13 protein-coding genes are annotated in these 19,696 nt (G+C 53.7%); 9 read left to right on the top strand and 4 right to left on the bottom strand.

The features are described 5' to 3' along the window. Positions 1-274: 274 nt before the first annotated feature. From pdhR to traT, 5 genes are all read left to right on the top strand, one after another. Positions 275-1,039 (top strand): pyruvate dehydrogenase complex transcriptional repressor PdhR, encoded by a 765-nt coding sequence (gene pdhR / locus OGV80_RS05260; RefSeq protein WP_003018699.1) that lies wholly within the window; start codon positions 275-277, stop codon positions 1,037-1,039. A 285-nt stretch (positions 1,040-1,324) separates the two neighbouring features. Next, complete coding sequence (gene aceE, locus OGV80_RS05265) at positions 1,325-3,988, top strand: pyruvate dehydrogenase (acetyl-transferring), homodimeric type (RefSeq protein WP_043018442.1); 2,664 nt, start codon at positions 1,325-1,327, stop codon at positions 3,986-3,988. Positions 3,989-4,002: 14 nt separating this feature from the next. Next, positions 4,003-5,895: a pyruvate dehydrogenase complex dihydrolipoyllysine-residue acetyltransferase gene (gene aceF, locus OGV80_RS05270; RefSeq protein WP_286513933.1), complete on the top strand. Its 1,893-nt coding sequence runs from the start codon at positions 4,003-4,005 to the stop codon at positions 5,893-5,895. A 175-nt stretch (positions 5,896-6,070) separates the two neighbouring features. Continuing rightward, positions 6,071-7,495 (top strand): dihydrolipoyl dehydrogenase, encoded by a 1,425-nt coding sequence (lpdA, locus tag OGV80_RS05275; RefSeq protein ID WP_003829486.1) that lies wholly within the window; start codon positions 6,071-6,073, stop codon positions 7,493-7,495. A 194-nt stretch (positions 7,496-7,689) separates the two neighbouring features. Beyond that, entirely contained in the window at positions 7,690-8,421 is a 732-nt protein-coding gene (traT, locus tag OGV80_RS05280; protein ID WP_043018444.1) for a conjugal transfer complement resistance protein TraT, read from the top strand. A gap of 65 nt (positions 8,422-8,486) precedes the next feature. On the opposite strand, the gene OGV80_RS05285 is transcribed toward traT, so the two are convergent. Together OGV80_RS05285 and OGV80_RS05290 are read right to left on the bottom strand one after the other, a co-directional pair. Continuing rightward, complete coding sequence (locus OGV80_RS05285; protein ID WP_087051020.1) at positions 8,487-9,281, bottom strand: DUF2950 family protein; 795 nt, start codon at positions 9,279-9,281, stop codon at positions 8,487-8,489. A gap of 10 nt (positions 9,282-9,291) precedes the next feature. Then, positions 9,292-10,869, bottom strand: a complete 1,578-nt coding sequence (locus tag OGV80_RS05290) for a DUF3300 domain-containing protein (RefSeq protein ID WP_286513936.1) — start codon at positions 10,867-10,869, stop codon at positions 9,292-9,294. 448 nt (positions 10,870-11,317) lie between these two features. Here OGV80_RS05290 and acnB point away from each other — a divergent pair, with 448 nt between their 5' ends. After that, a complete protein-coding gene (gene acnB / locus OGV80_RS05295; RefSeq protein ID WP_016151723.1) occupies positions 11,318-13,915 on the top strand; it encodes a bifunctional aconitate hydratase 2/2-methylisocitrate dehydratase in 2,598 nt (865 codons plus the stop codon). A 174-nt stretch (positions 13,916-14,089) separates the two neighbouring features. Further along, positions 14,090-14,452, top strand: a complete 363-nt coding sequence (yacL, locus tag OGV80_RS05300; RefSeq protein ID WP_043018447.1) for a protein YacL — start codon at positions 14,090-14,092, stop codon at positions 14,450-14,452. Positions 14,453-14,485: 33 nt separating this feature from the next. Here the strand turns inward: yacL and OGV80_RS05305 are convergent, their stop codons facing one another. Next, on the bottom strand, positions 14,486-14,833 hold the full coding sequence (locus OGV80_RS05305; protein WP_003018667.1) for a YacC family pilotin-like protein: 348 nt from the start codon (positions 14,831-14,833) through the stop codon (positions 14,486-14,488). Positions 14,834-14,986: 153 nt separating this feature from the next. On the opposite strand from OGV80_RS05305, the gene cueO reads away from it, so the two are divergent. Both cueO and OGV80_RS05315 read left to right on the top strand, forming a co-directional pair. Then, a complete protein-coding gene (cueO, locus tag OGV80_RS05310; RefSeq protein ID WP_043018448.1) occupies positions 14,987-16,603 on the top strand; it encodes a multicopper oxidase CueO in 1,617 nt (538 codons plus the stop codon). 121 nt (positions 16,604-16,724) lie between these two features. Next, on the top strand, positions 16,725-17,246 hold the full coding sequence (locus tag OGV80_RS05315) for a hypothetical protein (RefSeq protein WP_043018449.1): 522 nt from the start codon (positions 16,725-16,727) through the stop codon (positions 17,244-17,246). Positions 17,247-17,280: 34 nt separating this feature from the next. Here the strand turns inward: OGV80_RS05315 and OGV80_RS05320 are convergent, their stop codons facing one another. Next, on the bottom strand, positions 17,281-19,671 hold the full coding sequence (locus tag OGV80_RS05320) for a glucose/quinate/shikimate family membrane-bound PQQ-dependent dehydrogenase (protein ID WP_286513940.1): 2,391 nt from the start codon (positions 19,669-19,671) through the stop codon (positions 17,281-17,283). Positions 19,672-19,696 lie beyond the last annotated feature (25 nt).

The raw sequence follows: 19,696 nt of genomic DNA on the forward strand, positions 1-19,696 counted from the left end.
TGATACGTCGATAAATAAGCAGGTGAATCGGTTCAGATGAGATAATATTTCGTTTCAATTCCGTTAAAACTACCCCGTGGTGGGTAAATTTAACATTTGTGCATAGTTACATGTTTGAAACGTTATTTCTGTAATGTTGTTAAAATATGCCCCCTTTACTGATTTCAATCAAAACCTGTATGGACAGAAGGTGAATACTTTGTTACTTTAGCGTCAAGAACATGAAATTGGTAAGACCAATTGACTCCGGGCAAATGGCTTAAGACAGGAAATCATGGCCTACAGCAAAATCCGCCAACCAAAACTCTCCGATGTGATTGAGCAGCAGCTGGAGTTTTTAATTCTTGAGGGGACACTTCGCCCCGGAGAAAAACTCCCACCGGAACGCGAGCTGGCAAAACAGTTCGACGTCTCCCGCCCCTCCTTACGCGAGGCGATCCAACGCCTTGAAGCGAAGGGGTTACTGCTTCGTCGTCAGGGCGGTGGCACTTTTGTTCAGAGCAGCCTGTGGCAGAGCTTTAGCGACCCACTGGTAGAGCTGCTCTCCGACCATCCTGAATCCCAGTTTGACCTGCTTGAAACGCGCCATGCGTTGGAAGGTATTGCAGCTTATTACGCTGCACTGCGCAGCACGGATGAAGACAAAACGCGTATCCGTGAACTCCACCATGCAATCGAGCTTGCGCAACAGTCCGGCGATCTTGACGGCGAATCTGATGCGGTACTTCAGTATCAAATTGCTGTCACCGAAGCGGCACACAATGTAGTGCTGCTCCATTTGCTAAGGTGTATGGAGCCGATGTTGGCCCAGAACGTTCGGCAAAACTTCGAATTGCTGTATGCGCGTCGCGAGATGCTGCCGCTGGTAAGCAGTCATCGTACCCGTATCTTTGAAGCAATCATCGCCGGGAAGCCTGAAGAAGCGCGTGAAGCGTCTCATCGTCACCTGGCCTTTATCGAAGAGATTCTGCTGGACAGAAGCCGTGAGGAAAGTCGTCGTGAACGCGCCTTACGCCGCCTGGAGCAACGAAAGAATTAGTGATTTTTCTGGCAGAACGTTAACCAGAAGATGTTGTAAATCAAGCGCCATATAAAGTGCGCGGCAACTAAACGCAGAACCTGTCTTATTACGCTTTTGGTTGTTCAAAATAATTCGGGTTGTATCGCGGCGGCAAGCGCGCGAGTTGCCAGGAGCATAGTGAACTATGTGACTGGTGCGAGGAAGCGCAGCCAACAAAGAGACAACCTGAAGTATGAAGAACAAAGAGCGTAATGGGACAGGTTCCAGATAACTCAACGTATTAGATAGATAAGGAATACCCCCATGTCAGAACGTTTCCCAAATGACGTGGATCCGATCGAAACTCGCGACTGGCTACAGGCGATCGAATCGGTCATCCGTGAAGAAGGTGTTGAGCGTGCTCAGTATCTGATCGACCAACTGCTTTCAGAAGCCCGCAAAGGCGGCGTGAAAGTAGCGGCAGGTGCAGGGGCCAGCAATTATGTAAACACTATTGCCGTTGAAGATGAACCGGAATACCCGGGCAATCTGGAGCTGGAACGTCGTATTCGTTCTGCTATCCGTTGGAACGCCATCATGACCGTACTGCGCGCGTCTAAAAAGGACCTCGAGCTGGGTGGCCACATGGCATCCTTCCAGTCCTCCGCAACGGTATATGATGTTTGCTTCAACCACTTCTTCCGTGCACGCAACGAGCAAGATGGCGGCGATCTGGTGTACTTCCAGGGCCACATCTCTCCGGGCATCTACGCACGCGCATTCCTGGAAGGTCGTCTGACTGAAGAGCAGATGAACAACTTCCGTCAGGAAGTACATGGCAAAGGCCTGTCTTCCTACCCGCACCCGAAACTGATGCCGGAATTCTGGCAGTTCCCGACCGTATCTATGGGTCTGGGCCCAATCGGTGCCATCTACCAGGCTAAGTTCCTGAAATATCTGGAACACCGTGGCCTGAAAGATACCTCTAAACAAACCGTTTACGCCTTCCTGGGCGACGGCGAGATGGATGAGCCAGAATCTAAGGGCGCTATCACCATCGCGACCCGTGAAAAACTGGACAACCTGGTCTTTGTTATCAACTGTAACCTGCAGCGTCTTGACGGCCCGGTAACCGGTAACGGCAAGATTGTTAACGAACTGGAAGGCATCTTCGCGGGTGCTGGCTGGAACGTAATCAAAGTCATGTGGGGCGGTCGTTGGGATGAGCTGCTGCGTAAAGACACCAGCGGTAAACTGATCCAACTGATGAACGAAACTGTTGACGGCGACTACCAGACCTTCAAATCCAAAGATGGCGCATACGTACGTGAGCACTTCTTCGGTAAATACCCGGAAACTGCAGCCCTGGTTGCTGACTGGACTGATGAGCAGATTTGGTCTCTGAACCGCGGTGGTCACGATCCGAAGAAAGTTTACGCTGCACTGAAAAAAGCGCAGGAAACCAAAGGCAAAGCAACTGTAATCCTCGCCCATACCATTAAAGGTTACGGCATGGGTGACACCGCTGAAGGTAAAAACATCGCTCACCAGGTTAAGAAAATGAACATGGACGGCGTGCGTTATATCCGCGACCGTTTCAACGTTCCTGTGACCGACGAGCAGGTTGAAAACCTGTCTTACATCACCTTCCCGGAAGGTTCTGAAGAGCACACTTATCTGCACGCTCAGCGTCAGAAACTGCACGGCTACCTGCCTGCTCGTCAGCCGAACTTCACCGAGAAGCTGGAACTGCCAGCTCTGGAAGACTTCGGTGCGCTGCTGGAAGAGCAGAACAAAGAAATCTCCACCACTATCGCTTTCGTTCGTGCCCTGAACGTGATGCTGAAGAACAAGTCGATCAAAGATCGTCTGGTTCCGATCATCGCTGACGAAGCGCGTACTTTCGGTATGGAAGGCCTGTTCCGTCAGATCGGTATCTACAGCCCGAACGGTCAGCAGTACACCCCGCAGGACCGTGAGCAGGTTGCTTACTATAAAGAAGACGAGAAAGGTCAGATCCTGCAGGAAGGTATCAACGAACTGGGTGCTGGCGCATCCTGGCTGGCTGCTGCGACCTCTTACAGCACCAACGATCTGCCGATGATTCCGTTCTACATCTACTACTCCATGTTCGGGTTCCAGCGTATCGGCGACCTGTGCTGGCAGGCTGGCGACCAACAGGCTCGCGGCTTCCTGGTAGGGGGTACTTCTGGTCGTACTACGCTGAACGGCGAAGGTCTGCAGCACGAAGATGGTCACAGCCATATTCAGTCTCTGACTATCCCGAACTGTATCTCTTACGATCCGTCTTACGCGTACGAAGTTGCAGTCATCATGCACGATGGCCTGGAGCGTATGTACGGTGAGAAACAAGAGAACGTTTACTACTACATCACCACGCTGAACGAAAACTACCACATGCCGGCAATGCCAGCAGGTGCCGAGGAAGGTATCCGTAAAGGTATCTACAAACTCGAAACCCTCGAAGGTAAGAAAGGTAAAGTTCAGCTGCTGGGCTCCGGTTCTATCCTGCGTCACGTGCGTGAAGCAGCACAGATTCTGGCGAACGACTACGGTGTAGGCTCTGACGTTTACAGCGTAACTTCCTTCACTGAACTGGCGCGTGATGGCCAGGATTGTGAGCGCTGGAACATGCTGCACCCGATGGAAACTCCGCGCGTTCCGTACATCGCTCAGGTGATGAACGACGCTCCGGCAGTAGCATCTACTGACTATATGAAACTGTTTGCCGAACAGGTTCGTACTTATGTACCGGCTGATGATTATCGCGTACTGGGTACTGACGGTTTCGGTCGCTCTGACAGCCGTGAAAACCTGCGTCACCACTTCGAAGTTGATGCTTCCTACGTGGTTGTAGCGGCCCTGGGCGAACTGGCTAAACGTGGCGAAATCGATAAGAAAGTGGTTGCAGACGCAATCATCAAATTCAACATCGATGCAGATAAAGTTAACCCGCGTCTGGCGTAAGAGGTAAAAGAATAATGGCTATCGAAATCAATGTACCGGACATCGGGGCTGATGAAGTTGAAATCACCGAGATCCTGGTCAAAGTGGGCGACAAAGTTGAAGCTGAACAGTCGCTGATCACCGTAGAAGGCGACAAAGCCTCTATGGAAGTTCCGTCTCCTCAGGCTGGTATCGTTAAAGAGATCAAAGTCTCTGTTGGCGACAAAACTGAGACCGGCAAACTGATCATGATTTTCGATTCCGCCGATGGTGCAGCAGCCGCTGCACCTGCTCCGGCAGAAGAGAAGAAAGAAGCAGCTCCGGCAGCAGCACCTGCCGCCTCAGCAGCGAAAGAAGTACACGTACCGGACATCGGTGGTGACGAAGTTGAAGTTACCGAGGTCATGGTTAAAGTCGGCGACACCGTTGCGGCTGAACAGTCTCTGATCACCGTAGAAGGCGACAAAGCCTCTATGGAAGTGCCGGCGCCGTTCGCAGGTACTGTTAAAGAGATCAAAATCAACACCGGCGACAAAGTGTCTACCGGCTCGCTGATTATGGTCTTTGAAGTTGCGGGCGCAGCGCCTGCTGCAGCACCGGCTCAAGCGGCAGCTCCAGCAGCAGCGGCGGCTCCGGCAGCTTCTGGCTCGAAAGAAGTTAACGTACCGGATATCGGCGGTGACGAAGTTGAAGTCACTGAAGTGATGGTTAAAGTGGGCGATAAAATTGCCGCTGAGCAGTCACTGATCACCGTAGAAGGTGACAAAGCCTCTATGGAAGTTCCGGCACCGTTCGCGGGCACCGTGAAAGAAATCAAAATCAGCACCGGCGACAAAGTCAAAACCGGTTCTCTGATTATGGTCTTCGAAGTTGAAGGCGCAGCGCCTGCTGCCGCTCCTGCGCAAGCCGCAGCTCCGGCTCCGGCCGCTGCACCGGCTCAGGCTGCTAAACCAGCCGCGGCGTCAGCAGCGAAAGCGGAAGGCAAATCTGAGTTTGCTGAGAACGACGCTTACGTTCATGCAACGCCGCTGATTCGTCGCCTGGCGCGCGAATTCGGTGTGAACCTGGCGAAAGTGAAAGGTTCTGGCCGTAAAGGTCGTATCCTGCGTGAAGACGTTCAGGCTTACGTGAAAGACGCTATCAAACGCGCCGAGTCTGCACCGGCTGCGGCTGGTGGCGGTATCCCGGGCATGCTGCCCTGGCCGAAAGTGGACTTCAGCAAGTTTGGTGAAATCGAAGAAGTGGAACTGGGCCGTATCCAGAAAATCTCTGGTGCTAACCTGAGCCGTAACTGGGTGATGATCCCGCACGTTACGCACTTCGACAAAACTGATATCACCGATCTGGAAGCGTTCCGTAAACAGCAGAACGCGGAAGCTGAAAAACGTAAACTGGACGTGAAATTCACCCCAGTGGTCTTCATCATGAAAGCCGTTGCCGCCGCTCTGGAACAGATGCCACGCTTCAACAGCTCCCTGTCTGAAGACGGTCAGCGCCTGACCCTGAAAAAATACATCAACATCGGTGTTGCGGTGGATACGCCGAATGGTCTGGTTGTTCCGGTCTTCAAAGACGTGAACAAGAAGAGCATTACCGAGCTGTCTCGTGAACTGACCACCATCTCCAAGAAAGCACGTGATGGCAAGCTGACCGCTGGCGAAATGCAGGGCGGTTGCTTCACCATCTCCAGCATCGGTGGCCTGGGTACTACCCACTTCGCGCCGATTGTGAACGCGCCGGAAGTGGCTATCCTCGGTGTCTCCAAGTCCTCTATGGAGCCAGTGTGGAACGGTAAAGAGTTTATGCCGCGTCTGATGATGCCGATTTCGCTCTCCTTCGACCACCGCGTAATCGACGGTGCGGATGGTGCGCGCTTTATCACCATCATCAACAACATGCTGTCTGACATTCGCCGCCTGGTGATGTAAGCGAAAAAGCCGGCCCGACGGCCGGCTTTTTTCTGGTAATCTCATGAAGTCAGTGAGGTTATTGTGCGAAAGACAAATCGGTTGCCGTTTGTTGTTTCAAAATTGTTAACAATTTTGTAAAATACGGGCGGATAGAACGACCCGGTGGACGACGGGTATAAATTAAGAGGTCATGATGAGCACTGAAATCAAAACTCAGGTCGTGGTACTTGGGGCAGGCCCTGCAGGTTACTCTGCTGCCTTCCGTTGCGCAGATTTAGGTCTGGAGACCGTCATCGTAGAACGTTACAGCACCCTCGGTGGTGTTTGTCTGAACGTCGGCTGTATCCCTTCTAAAGCGCTGCTGCACGTAGCAAAAGTTATCGAAGAAGCCAAAGCGCTGGCTGAACACGGTATCGTTTTTGGCGAGCCGAAAACCGATATCGACAAGATTCGTACCTGGAAAGAAAAAGTTATCACTCAACTGACCGGCGGTCTGGCTGGTATGGCCAAAGGCCGTAAAGTGAAAGTGGTTAACGGTCTGGGTAAATTTACCGGGGCTAACACCCTGGAAGTTGAAGGCGAAAACGGCAAAACCGTGATCAACTTCGACAACGCGATCATCGCGGCGGGTTCCCGTCCGATCGAACTGCCATTCATTCCGCATGAAGACCCACGCGTGTGGGATTCCACTGATGCTCTGGAACTGAAAACTGTTCCTAAGCGCCTGCTGGTAATGGGCGGCGGTATCATCGGTCTGGAAATGGGTACCGTGTACCATGCGCTGGGTTCAGAGATCGACGTGGTTGAAATGTTTGACCAGGTTATCCCGGCTGCCGATAAAGACGTGGTTAAAGTCTTCACCAAACGCATCAGCAAGAAATTCAACCTGATGCTGGAAACCAAAGTGACCGCCGTTGAAGCGAAAGAAGACGGTATCTACGTTTCCATGGAAGGCAAAAAAGCGCCTGCTGAAGCTCAGCGTTACGATGCGGTGCTGGTGGCTATCGGTCGTGTACCGAACGGCAAAAACCTCGATGCGGGCAAGGCTGGCGTGGAAGTTGATGACCGTGGCTTCATCCGCGTTGACAAACAGCTGCGCACCAACGTTCCGCACATCTTTGCTATCGGCGATATCGTCGGTCAGCCGATGCTGGCGCACAAAGGTGTTCACGAAGGTCACGTTGCCGCTGAAGTTATCGCCGGTAAGAAACACTACTTCGATCCGAAAGTTATCCCATCCATCGCCTACACTGAACCAGAAGTTGCATGGGTTGGCCTGACTGAGAAAGAAGCGAAAGAAAAAGGCATCAGCTACGAAACCGCCACCTTCCCGTGGGCTGCTTCGGGCCGTGCTATCGCTTCTGACTGCGCAGATGGTATGACCAAACTGATCTTCGACAAAGAATCTCACCGTGTTATCGGTGGTGCGATTGTCGGCACCAACGGCGGCGAGCTGCTGGGCGAAATCGGTCTGGCGATCGAAATGGGTTGTGACGCTGAAGACATCGCGCTGACCATCCACGCTCACCCGACTCTGCACGAGTCCGTGGGCCTGGCGGCAGAAATCTTCGAAGGTAGCATCACCGACCTGCCAAATCCGAAAGCGAAGAAAAAGTAATCTCCCGCTTTTGTGAATACGCCTCTTCGGAGGCGTTTTTTTTGCCTGAAAGCTACCATTTTTGGTAGTCATGTTATTGATATTTCCACTAAAAAAAACTGCGCAACTGCCGATACTTTTTTCGCCATTGTGTGGCTACTGGCTGCACGGAGAAGAGGCTCTGGACTCTCTATTACACGAAAAAAGGAAAATACATGTCTTTAAAAAAAATCGCGGTTGTTGGCATGGTTGTCGCGACAATGACGCTGACCGGTTGTGGTGCGATGACCACTGCCGTTAAAAAACGTAACCTCGAAGTGAAAACGCAGATGAGCGAAACCATCTGGCTGGAGCCTTCCAGCGAGAAGACCGTCTACATTCAGGTAAAAAACACTTCTGATAAAGACATGAGTAACCTGCAAACCCTGCTGGCAAACGATTTGTCCGCGAAGGGCTATAAAGTGACCAGTTCACCGGACAGCGCCTACTACTGGGTGCAGGCGAACGTACTGAAAGCAGACAAAATGGATCTGCGCGAAGCTCAGGGCTTCCTGAAGACCGGCTACGAAGGGGCGGCGGTGGGCGCTGCTTTAGGCGCGGGGATTACCGCCTATAACAGCAACTCCTCCGGTGCGGCGCTGGGTGTTGGCCTGGCGGCGGGACTGATCGGCATGGCCGCGGACGCCATGGTAGAAGACGTGAACTACACCATGGTTACTGACCTGCAAATCTCCGAGCGCAGCAAAGCGAAAGTGACAACGGATAACGTTGCCGCGCTGCGTCAGGGGACGTCCGGCATCAAGCTGCAAACCAGCAGCGCGCAGGGCGATCGCGCAAAATACCAGACCCGCGTGGTGTCGAATGCTAACAAGGTGAATCTGAAGTTCGAAGAAGCGAAACCGGTTCTCGAAGCGCAGCTGGCGAAATCCGTCGCTAATATCCTGTAATCTGTTGTAAGTTGCCGGGTGGCGGTTTCGCCTTACCCGGCCTCCTAACTTTTCGCCTCTGGGGATCAGGGTGCTACGGGCTGCCAGTTTTTATCCGGATGGTATGCGGTTAACGCCTGAGCTTTCTGCTGCGACTCCTCGCCAAGATCCGCCTGGTAGACCTTGTCTTCACCGTTAATGATAAAACTCATGACACCGGTGTGATCGTAGCTGACGGGCCAGGCGACCATCGCAAAGCCGCTGGCTTTATCGGGAAGGATACGGAAATGATAGCCGTGATAGCCCGTACCTGGCTCCGGTGGGCTAAAGGCCGGGCCTAGCGGGCTGGGGGCTTCGCCGGGCGAAACAGGCCAGTACAGACCGTCTTTTTTCCCTTCAGAACTGACAATCTTTTGCGCGTATTTTTGGTTCATCGCAAAGTAGCTTTGCTGAGCATCTACATAGGCGTGTAATGCTTCAATCGCGGAAAGTTCGTTGCGCCCAATCTCTCGAGTCAGGATCTCTTCCGCCGCTTCCTTGATATCAAATTGCCAGCCAGAAGCGGTTTTAACAACGGGGATCGGCAGTTGCCAGTCGCTGTCCCCGACCACCAGATGCGCGGTATTGCCGTCGACGATGGTGTTATGGCGAACCTTCCAGTCGCGCAGGAAGCGATCAACCGCATCAGGATCAACGCCTTCCGGCGGCAGAAACTCGCGCCAGTTTTCCCCAAGCAAGTTGTTCATCGCGCTTTCATTTTGCTCGCTGATAGCGCTTGCCAGGGCATCGGTCGCCTGGTCTGGCGTACTGAAGGATTGCTGTGCCATCGCGGTGGCCGAAACCATGAACAACACCATTCCACTGAGTAGTTTATTTTTCATGTCGGCTCCCTTAACGATGACGGAATTCACGGTGTTCAGCACGACCGCCGGAAAGCTGGCGAGATGGCTGGTTGCGGGCGACCTGTCTGCTTTGAGCACCTCGCTGCTGCTGCGCCTGCCAACTGGCGGAGCGACTGTCGTTGCCGCTCAGTGCATTAGCGCGTGGCTGGCTGGTCCGCTGTTGAAGATTACGCTGCTGTACATTATGGTGCTGCGCTGGTTGCGTGATCCGTTTCTCCTGGCGTTGGGTCGCGGCCTGGCGATTTTCGCGCTGCTGAGTGTTCGCCCGTTTCGCCGTTTGCGGTTTGGTATCGTAACCCCGGTAGTTATTACGCTGGGAAATTTGCTTCAGCTGTTGGCTGGATGCCTGACGCTGGGCGTCTTTCGTGCCTGGACGCGCCGCCTGCGGGAATGTTTTCCCCGTCGATTTTTCCATCTGGCTCAGGGCTGCCTGACGCTGGCTATCACGGTTGACCGGTCTTTGCTGGGTTGAGCTTAATCCCGTCGCCGTGTTAGTGGAGTGAAAGCGGTTATTAAGCTGGTTGTTAGGGTACGGCACGCCCTCGCGATAGGCCGGGTTATGCTGCCAGGTACGGTTAGCGTCCGTCAGCCGTTGCCCACTGATTTTATTGAAGTTATCAACGTTGATATTAATGTTGTTATCACCATTGCGGTTATAACCGCCATGGTTATCCCAGTCATCGTTATGATGGTGATCGTCATCATCCCAGTCGATATTGCTAAAGATGGCATAGGTTGTGGCAACACCGAGGCTGAAGCCTAAACCGTTAACGAAGCTGTTGCCAAACTGCTCACCGGGCGTTGGCGGCAGATAGGTTGGCGGATAGGCGGTGTTCGGCCAGGTACCGTAAACCGTATTCGGGTTATAGGTGGGAACGTACACTACCTGTGGATCGGCGGATTCAATTTTGATTACCGTTGGAGCCGGTGGGGCCGTCGATTGAACTGTTACTCCTTCTTGAGTTTGGGTACGAGGAGGAGGCACATTTTTCACACTCGTGGTGACTGTCTGCTGCGGTGTCGATTGCAACGCACCGGTCTGTCGCGCCAGCGCACGCAGGCGTTGCACGGAATCCATAACATCTTTCGGCTGCGCAAGGAAAGCATCACCCAGGCTTTGTACCCACGGCGGATTTTCACCCATCAGCGACATCAGTTGCGGAAATGCGACCAGTGATTTCACGCTGGGATCCCAGGGTTGGCTGGCAACGGCCTGAATGGCGGCATCACCCTGCATTTTGGGGTTGTCTTTTGACCACTGCGCGGCCTGGATGACGTTGGCCGGGTAGGTTGAGGCCATCAAAATCTGCGACAGCAGTGAATCCGGATAGAGCGCGATAGGCGCAACCCACTGATCGATTTGTGCCGCCGTGTACGTAGGTGTTGCAGCAGGCGCTGGGGCAGGGGCCTCTACGGGAGCCGGAGCCGGCGCTGACGGTTGTTGTGCGACGGGGGCTGGAGCTGCAGGCTCCGTTGCGCGACTTTTAACGAACATCACGCCAGAGGCGGCAAACAGCCCGGCACTGCACAGAAGGACAAGCAGGTGTGGCTTAAAGGGCAACTTCATAAAATGACTCCAACGAGACAAGTGCTGTGCCGTGAGGCGTTCCTGTTGCCGCGAGTATTATTCACCCGTGTTAGACAGTTTTGACTTTTATTGGGGATTCACCCGGTAGGTCCGGAAAAAGAGTGTGAAGATTTATTACACAATTATATCTGATGGCTGAAAAGTCGCTGGAATATTCAGCAGGTCACGCTTGAAAATCAACCGTTTCAGGGCGGTTTCAGGTAGCCTTAATGGCCTCCCGCCTTGTCGCTATACCATTCTTAACGATTCAGCCAATTTTTTATGTTGCTTTTTTGTAAACGGATTAACACTTAATGAAAATCCTGTTATTGTGCCTTATGCGGTACCGGGCATTTACCCTACTAACTACTGTCTCACAGGAGCGTGAAGAGAATCGCCCATCTACAAAAGCGCCGCATTATGACAATGAGAGCGAGGAGATATCGTCGTGCTAGAAGAATACCGTAAGCACGTAGCTGAGCGTGCTGCCCAGGGGATTGTGCCAAAACCTTTAGACGCAACCCAAATGGCCGCACTTGTCGAGCTGCTGAAGACCCCGCCTGTGGGCGAAGAAGAATTCCTGTTAGACCTGTTGATCAACCGCGTTCCTCCTGGCGTAGATGAAGCCGCGTATGTTAAAGCTGGTTTTCTCGCTGCCGTCGCGAAAGGCGACACTACCTCCCCGCTGGTTACGCCAGAAAAAGCCATTGAACTGCTGGGCACCATGCAGGGTGGTTACAACATTCATCCGCTGATTGACGCGCTTGACGATGCAAAACTGGCGCCGATTGCCGCCAAAGCGCTCTCTTCAACGCTGCTGATGTTCGATAACTTCTACGATGTAGAAGAAAAAGCCAAAGCGGGCAACGAATATGCGAAGCAGGTAATGCAGTCCTGGGCCGATGCCGAATGGTTCCTGAACCGTCCAGCTCTGGCTGAAAAAATCACCGTTACCGTCTTCAAAGTGACCGGTGAAACCAACACCGATGACCTCTCTCCGGCTCCTGACGCATGGTCTCGCCCGGATATCCCTCTGCACGCGCTGGCGATGCTGAAAAACGCCCGTGAAGGTATCGAACCGGATCAGCCGGGCGCGGTAGGTCCGATCAAACAGATCGAAGAACTGCAGAAAAAAGGCTACCCGCTGGCTTATGTGGGTGACGTTGTCGGTACCGGTTCTTCGCGTAAATCCGCTACCAACTCCGTACTGTGGTTCATGGGCGATGATATTCCGCATGTGCCGAACAAGCGCGGCGGCGGTCTGTGCCTCGGCGGTAAAATTGCACCTATCTTCTTCAACACCATGGAAGATGCGGGCGCGCTGCCAATCGAAGTGGATGTGTCGAACATGAACATGGGTGACGTGATTGACGTTTACCCGTTCAAGGGCGAAGTACGCAACCACGAAACCGGCGAACTGCTGGCAAGCTTTGAGCTGAAAACCGACGTGCTGATCGACGAAGTGCGCGCTGGTGGCCGTATTCCGCTGATCATCGGTCGTGGCCTGACCACCAAAGCGCGCGAAGCGCTGGGCCTGCCGCACTCAGACGTCTTCCGTCAGGCGAAAGACGTGGCGGAAAGCAGCCGCGGCTTCTCTCTGGCACAGAAAATGGTGGGTCGCGCCTGCGGCGTGAAAGGTATCCGTCCGGGCGCGTACTGCGAACCAAAGATGACTTCCGTGGGCTCTCAGGATACTACCGGCCCGATGACCCGTGACGAACTGAAAGACCTGGCATGCCTGGGCTTCTCTGCTGATCTGGTGATGCAGTCTTTCTGTCACACCGCCGCGTATCCGAAGCCGGTTGACGTGACCACACACCATACGCTGCCGGACTTCATTATGAACCGTGGCGGCGTGTCGCTGCGTCCGGGGGACGGCGTTATCCACTCCTGGCTGAACCGCATGCTGTTGCCGGATACCGTCGGCACCGGCGGTGACTCCCATACCCGTTTCCCGATTGGTATCTCCTTCCCGGCGGGTTCCGGTCTGGTAGCGTTTGCCGCGGCGACCGGCGTGATGCCGCTGGATATGCCGGAATCCGTTCTGGTGCGCTTCAAAGGCAAAATGCAGCCGGGTATTACCCTGCGCGATCTGGTACACGCCATTCCGCTGTACGCGATCAAACAGGGTCTGCTGACCGTTGAGAAGAAAGGTAAGAAAAACATCTTCTCTGGCCGCATCCTTGAAATCGAAGGTCTGCCGGATCTGAAAGTCGAGCAGGCGTTCGAACTGACCGATGCCTCCGCTGAACGTTCCGCTGCCGGCTGTACCATCAAACTGAATAAAGAGCCGATCGTTGAGTATCTGAACTCTAACATCGTGCTGCTGAAGTGGATGATCGCTGAAGGCTATGGCGATCGCCGTACGCTGGAACGTCGTGTGCAGGGGATGGAAAAATGGCTGGCGGATCCGCAGCTGCTGGAAGCCGATGCTGACGCAGAATATGCGGCGGTGATCGACATCGATCTGGCGGATATCAAAGAGCCAATCCTGTGTGCGCCGAACGATCCGGACGATGCGCGCCTGCTGTCTGACGTGCAGGGCGAGAAGATCGACGAAGTGTTCATCGGCTCCTGTATGACCAACATCGGCCACTTCCGTGCCGCCGGTAAGCTGTTGGATGCGCATAAAGGCCAACTGCCGACGCGTCTGTGGGTGGCTCCGCCAACCCGTATGGATGCGGCACAGCTGACCGAAGAAGGCTATTACAGCGTGTTCGGTAAGAGCGGCGCGCGTATTGAGATCCCGGGCTGTTCCCTGTGCATGGGCAACCAGGCGCGTGTGGCTGACGGCGCAACGGTAGTGTCCACCTCTACCCGTAACTTCCCGAACCGTTTAGGTACCGGAGCGAACGTCTACCTGGCTTCTGCTGAGCTGGCGGCGGTTGCGGCGCTGATTGGTAAACTGCCGACGGCGGAAGAGTATCAGACCTATGTGGCGCAGGTGGATAAAACTGCCGTAGATACCTACCGTTATCTGAACTTCGACCAGCTGTCTCAATACACCGAGAAAGCCGATGGTGTGATTTTCCAGACCGCGGTGTAATGCGCTAACGCGTTTTGTCTAAAAACGCATCAATGCCCGGAGAAGTCTGCTTCTCCGGGCATTTTTATTTCTATTCCTTATACCCGCTACGCTTTTTTTCTGCCGCGCTGCTGCGATAATTACAGCAAGGCGCAATGCGGTATTGGCGCATTGCCGGGAGCAGAGGAAGACATTATGGATTACGAATTTCTGCGCGATATTACCGGGGTGGTAAAAGTGCGTATGTCCATGGGCCACGAGGTGGTGGGGCACTGGTTTAATGAAGAAGTGAAAGAGAACCTGGCCTTACTGGATGAAGTGGAACAGGCGGCGCGTGCGGTGAAGGGCAGTGAGCGCTCCTGGCAGCGAGCAGGGCATGAATACACGCTCTGGCTGGATGGTGAAGAGGTGATGGTTCGTGCTAATCAGCTGGAGTTCACCGGAGATGAAATGGAAGAAGGGATGAACTACTACGACGAAGAGAGCTTTTCACTTTGCGGCGTAGAGGATTTTCTTCAGGTCGTGGCCGCATATCGTGAATTTGTGCAACAGCGTTAATTCATGCGGAGCCAGCGGGCTCCGCTATGCCTGTTACTTCACGTACGCCAGCAGGCTTAACGAGTCACGCGCCAGCGCTTTGCATTTTTTTGCCGTTGGGATGCCGATACCGCTGAGATCGCGATAGCTGTCCTCACCCAGTGCCTTCATATTGAAGGTGTCGTAATTACTCAGGTCCCACTGGTTTTGCTGGGCAAAAAAGACCAGTGCGCGACGAATCTGCCCGTTAGGCAAATTCTGGTATCCACAGTCATTTTTCAGAAAAACAAAAACTGCCGTTAAATCGGCCATATCTTCGGCTTCGGACTCACTCAGCGCGTAGCTATTTGCGCATACGGCCATCAGGCTGCCGAACAAAACTGTTCTGAAAAACGTCTTCATTGCTTCTACCACTGCATCACGGAATTTAAACGTTAGCACACTGCGAGCGAAGCGACGACCTTTATTATTAGCCGTTCACTTGACCTTCCCGTAAGGGGAAGGCTTATGCTTAAAAGATAGCCTGCTTAAGCTGCTGAATATAAGGAAGTGATTATGCAACGTCGTGATTTTTTAAAGTACTCCGTGGCGCTGGGCGTCGCGTCAGCGTTACCTTTGTGGAGCCGGAGCGTATTCGCCGCAGACCGTCCCGCATTACCCATTCCAGACCTGTTAACCGCCGATGCTTCTAATCGCATTCAGTTGATTGCACAAGCCGGGCAGTCGAGCTTTGCAGGTAAAACTGCTACCACATGGGGATATAACGGCAACTTGCTCGGGCCAGCGGTCAAGCTGAGCAAAGGGCAGGCGGTCACGGTGGATATCCACAACCAGCTTGCCGAAGAAACGACGTTGCACTGGCACGGGCTGGAAATCCCCGGAGAGGTCGACGGTGGGCCGCAGGGCATTATCCCGGCGGGCGGGAAACGTTCAGTGACCTTCACGCCGGATCAGCGCGCAGCAACCTGCTGGTTCCACCCGCATCAGCATGGGAAGACTGGTCGCCAGGTGGCGATGGGGCTGGCCGGACTCGTGTTGATTGAAGATGAAGAGATTCGCAAGCTGCTGCTGCCTAAGCAGTGGGGCATTGATGATGTGCCGGTGATTATTCAGGACAAACAGTTCTCTGCAGATGGTCAGGTTAACTATCAACTCGACATCATGACCGCTGCCGTCGGCTGGTTTGGCGATACGCTGCTGACCAACGGGGCGATTTATCCTCAGCATGCGGCACCGCGCGGCTGGCTGCGCTTGCGTCTGTTGAATGGTTGTAACGCGCGCTCATTGAATATTGCAGCCAGCGACAATCGTCCTTTGTACGTTATTGCCAGCGATGGCGGACTGTTGGCGGAGCCGGTAAAAGTGACCGAACTACCTATGCTGATGGGCGAACGCTTCGAAGTGCTGGTGGATGTGAGCGACGGTAAAGCATTTGATCTGGTCACTCTGCCTGTCAGCCAGATGGGCATGGCGATTGCGCCATTTGATAAGCCGCACCCAGTGATGCGCGTTCAGCCGCTGCTGATTACCGCTTCCGGCACGCTGCCGGATACGCTGACATCTATGCCCGCGCTGCCATCGCTTGAGGGGCTGACGGTGCGCAAACTGCAATTGTCTATGGATCCGATGCTCGACATGATGGGTATGCAAATGCTGATGAAGAAGTACGGCGCTCAGGCTATGGCGGGTATGGATCATGGGAAAATGATGGGCCATATGGACAATGACAATATGGGTCACGGGAATATGAATCATGGCAATATGGACCACGGTGAGATGGGGAATATGCAGCATGGCGACATGGGCAACATGAAGCATGGAACATTCGATTTCCATAATGCCAATCGGATTAATGGCCAGGCGTTTGATATGAATAAACCGATGTTTGCCGCGGCGAAGGGTCAGCATGAACGCTGGGTGATTTCCGGTCAGGGCGACATGATGCTGCATCCGTTCCACATTCACGGCACGCAGTTCCGCATTTTGTCTGAAAATGGCAAAGCGCCTGCCGCGCACCGCGCGGGATGGAAAGATACGGTACGGGTAGAAGGCGGCGTGAGTGAGGTTTTGGTGAAGTTTGACCACGACGCGCCAAAAGAGCATGCCTATATGGCGCATTGTCATCTGTTAGAGCATGAAGACACCGGGATGATGCTCGGTTTTACCGTATAAACAGCGGCGGATAGCGGTGGCGCTATCCGCTAAATGTTTATTCCAAAAACGGATTATTACCCTATCGTCCAGTAGAAGCATGCATATACTGATGAGGTTAATCACTCATCACGAGGTATTCATGACCCTTTTGCGTAAAATACTGACGGCATCTTTTATTATGCTTCTGGCTGTTTCGGCACAGGCTGCGATGAAGATGGAACGCCAACAGATTTCAAAACTGAATTTAAGCCTTGAAATTCCGCAGGCGCTCACGCCGATGCCGGACGAAATGGCAAAAATCAAATACCCTTCTGAAAACCGTCCACAAGTGATTTACGGTGACGAACGCGGTAAGGCGTCTTTAGGTATTACCGCCGGGCGCAACGCGTTGCCTGCCGCTCAGTTGGATGTGGCAAAGGATGCGACGCTGAAGATGCTGACCAACTTCAACCCGCAGGCCGAACCTGTCACAGTTGACGGACATAAAGCGTGGCTGATTACCTTCCGTTCTCAAGCGCCGGATACTGAAATTCTCAATATGCTGCTGATTACCTCGCAAAACGAGAAAGCGGTGCAGGTCTCCTTCAATATGACCAAAGATCTGGTGGCTCAGTATCAGGAAGCCGCAAAAGCGTCGTTACTGTCACTGAAGTTTGAATAAAAAAACGCCCGCTGAATAGCGGGCGTTTTCCATTTTACTTCGCGTCGTCCGGCAAGGCATATGCCACGATATAATCGCCCATCTTCGTACCAAATGAGCCGTGGCCCCCAGCGGAAATCACCACATACTGCTTACCGTTCACTTCATAGGTCATCGGCGTTGCCTGACCACCGGCCGGCAGACGGCCCTGCCACAGTTTTTCACCGTTACTCATGTTGTACGCACGCAAATAGTTATCCGCCGTCGCGGCGATAAACAGCACGTTCCCCGCGGTGGAGATAGGTCCGCCCAGCATCGGCATCCCCATATTGAACGGCACCGGAACCGGCATTGGGAACGGCATGCTGTCCTGCGGCGTACCTATACGTTTTTTCCACACCACGTGATTGGTTTTCAGGTCCACCGCGGAGATATAACCCCATGCTGGCTGCTTACACGGCAGGCCAAATGGTGAAAGGAACGGATTGAGCGTTACGCCGAACGGTACGCCGTATTGCGGCTGAATACCGGACTCCGTGCCTGTACCTTTGGCGTCTTTTGGCGGTTCCATTGGGTTGCCGGGACCGCGTGGGATCAGCTTCGAAACAAACGGCAGCGCCATTGGGTTGGCAATGGCGACCTGACGGTTAGGATCAACAGAGATCCCGCCCCATTCGAACATGCCGAGATTACCCGGGAACACCAGTGTGCCCTGCTCTGAAGGTGGGGTAAAAATGCCCTCATAGCGCAACTGATGGAACATTACACGGCACACCAGCTGGTCAAACATGGTTGCGCCCCACATATCCGCGCCACTGAGATCTTTATGCGGACGGAAGCTGAGGTCGGAGAACGGCTGGGTTTTGCTGACATAATCACCTTTGGCTGCCCCTTGCGGCACCGGTTTTTCCGGGGCTGGCACCACCAGTTCACCATTACGGCGATCGAGCACAAAGATATTCCCGGTTTTTGCCGGGGCATAAATGACCGGAACTTTCTCTCCGTTGACGTTGATATCCGCCAGAGTTGGCTGCGCCGGTAAGTCCATATCCCACAGATCGTGGTGAACGGTCTGATAGCTCCAGGCCAATTTCCCGGTAGTGGCATTTAACGCCAGGATGGAGCTGGCATAACGTTCCTGCTCCGGTGTGCGGTTACCGCCCCAGATATCCGGCGTGGTGACGCCCATGGGCAGATATACCAGATCCAGCTTCGCGTCGTAGGCCGCAGGCGCCCAGGAGTTCGGCGAGTTAAAGGTGAAGGTATGTTCATCCGAAGGGATGAAATTAGGATCTTTGGCGCCTGGGTCGAACGCCCACAGCAGCTTACCGGTATTCACATCGAAGCCACGGATAACGCCGGAAGTTTCGCGGGTGGAGAAGTTATCAGTCACCGACCCGGCAATCACAATGGTTTTATCAGTGATGATGGGCGGTGATGTTGGCTCATACAGACCCGGCGTGGTATCCGGCATATTGGTCTGCAGATTCAAAATGCCTTTATTGGCGAAGGTTTCACACAGCTTGCCGGTCTCGGCATTCAATGCAAACAGTCGCCCATCATTGACCGGTAAAAGGATACGGCGCGGACAGTCGGCCATCACCTCTGCTGAAGCCGTATCCGGTCTGGCTTCATGATAGGAAACGCCGCGACAAGTTACGTGCTGGAAGCTGGTATTGGTATTAAGTTGAGGATCGAAATGCCACTTCTCTTTACCGCTGGCCGCGTCCAGGGCAAACAGTCGCTGGTGGGCGGTACACAGAAAAAGGGTATCGCCTACTTTTATGGGCGTAACTTCATTGGTGATTTCACCGGGATCGTTGGGTTGTTTTAAATCCCCGGTACGAAATACCCAGGCTTCTTTCAACTGATGAACGTTGTCTGCGTTGATTTGTTTCAACGGAGAGTAGCGTTGACCTTCCTGATTGCGACCGTAAGCCGGCCAGTCTTCATCGGCAACCGGAGAGATAGCCTCAGCCTCGGTGGCATCAGCACTCAGCATACCGTGAACCTCTTGTGGGTCGTTGAAGCCAGCCCAGGTCAGGATACCGCCGCTAATCAGCAGGGCCACCACCAGCCCCGCTACTGCGCCACTGGAAGGGATAATCAGGCGACGCCAGACGAAAGGCAGGATAAGCCAGATACCAAAGAAGACCAGGATGTCGCTACGCGGCGTCAGCGCCCAGAAATCAAAGCCGACCTCCCATATGCCCCAAATCATGGTGGCGAGAAGCAGGGCGGCATACAGCCAAAGGGCAGAGCGTTTACTGCGCCATAACAGAAGCGCCACACCGAGCATGGCGAGGCCCGCGATCGGGTAATACCAGGAGCCGCCAATGGCGACGAGCCAGCCTCCGCCAATCAGGAGATACAGTCCACAAAGTGCCGCGAACACGGCGCTCAGGGTCACGATAAGCCGTTGAGAACGTACGTTGTTATTTGCCATAAAAAATACCATCACATGTGTTATT

Source organism: Citrobacter sp. Ce119 (genome assembly GCF_030334525.1).
Classification (GTDB): domain Bacteria; phylum Pseudomonadota; class Gammaproteobacteria; order Enterobacterales; family Enterobacteriaceae; genus Citrobacter; species Citrobacter europaeus.

Bases quoted from the DNA above. Each gene is read 5' to 3' on its own strand.
- pdhR (WP_003018699.1), top strand. From the start codon at position 275: ATGGCCTACAGCAAAATCCGCCAACCAAAACTCTCCGATGTGATTGAG.
- aceE (WP_043018442.1), top strand. From the start codon at position 1,325: ATGTCAGAACGTTTCCCAAATGACGTGGATCCGATCGAAACTCGCGAC.
- aceF (WP_286513933.1), top strand. From the start codon at position 4,003: ATGGCTATCGAAATCAATGTACCGGACATCGGGGCTGATGAAGTTGAA.
- lpdA (WP_003829486.1), top strand. From the start codon at position 6,071: ATGAGCACTGAAATCAAAACTCAGGTCGTGGTACTTGGGGCAGGCCCT.
- traT (WP_043018444.1), top strand. From the start codon at position 7,690: ATGTCTTTAAAAAAAATCGCGGTTGTTGGCATGGTTGTCGCGACAATG.
- OGV80_RS05285 (WP_087051020.1), bottom strand. From the start codon at position 9,281: ATGAAAAATAAACTACTCAGTGGAATGGTGTTGTTCATGGTTTCGGCC.
- OGV80_RS05290 (WP_286513936.1), bottom strand. From the start codon at position 10,869: ATGAAGTTGCCCTTTAAGCCACACCTGCTTGTCCTTCTGTGCAGTGCC.
- yacL (WP_043018447.1), top strand. From the start codon at position 14,090: ATGGATTACGAATTTCTGCGCGATATTACCGGGGTGGTAAAAGTGCGT.
- OGV80_RS05305 (WP_003018667.1), bottom strand. From the start codon at position 14,833: ATGAAGACGTTTTTCAGAACAGTTTTGTTCGGCAGCCTGATGGCCGTA.
- cueO (WP_043018448.1), top strand. From the start codon at position 14,987: ATGCAACGTCGTGATTTTTTAAAGTACTCCGTGGCGCTGGGCGTCGCG.
- OGV80_RS05315 (WP_043018449.1), top strand. From the start codon at position 16,725: ATGACCCTTTTGCGTAAAATACTGACGGCATCTTTTATTATGCTTCTG.
- OGV80_RS05320 (WP_286513940.1), bottom strand. From the start codon at position 19,671: ATGGCAAATAACAACGTACGTTCTCAACGGCTTATCGTGACCCTGAGC.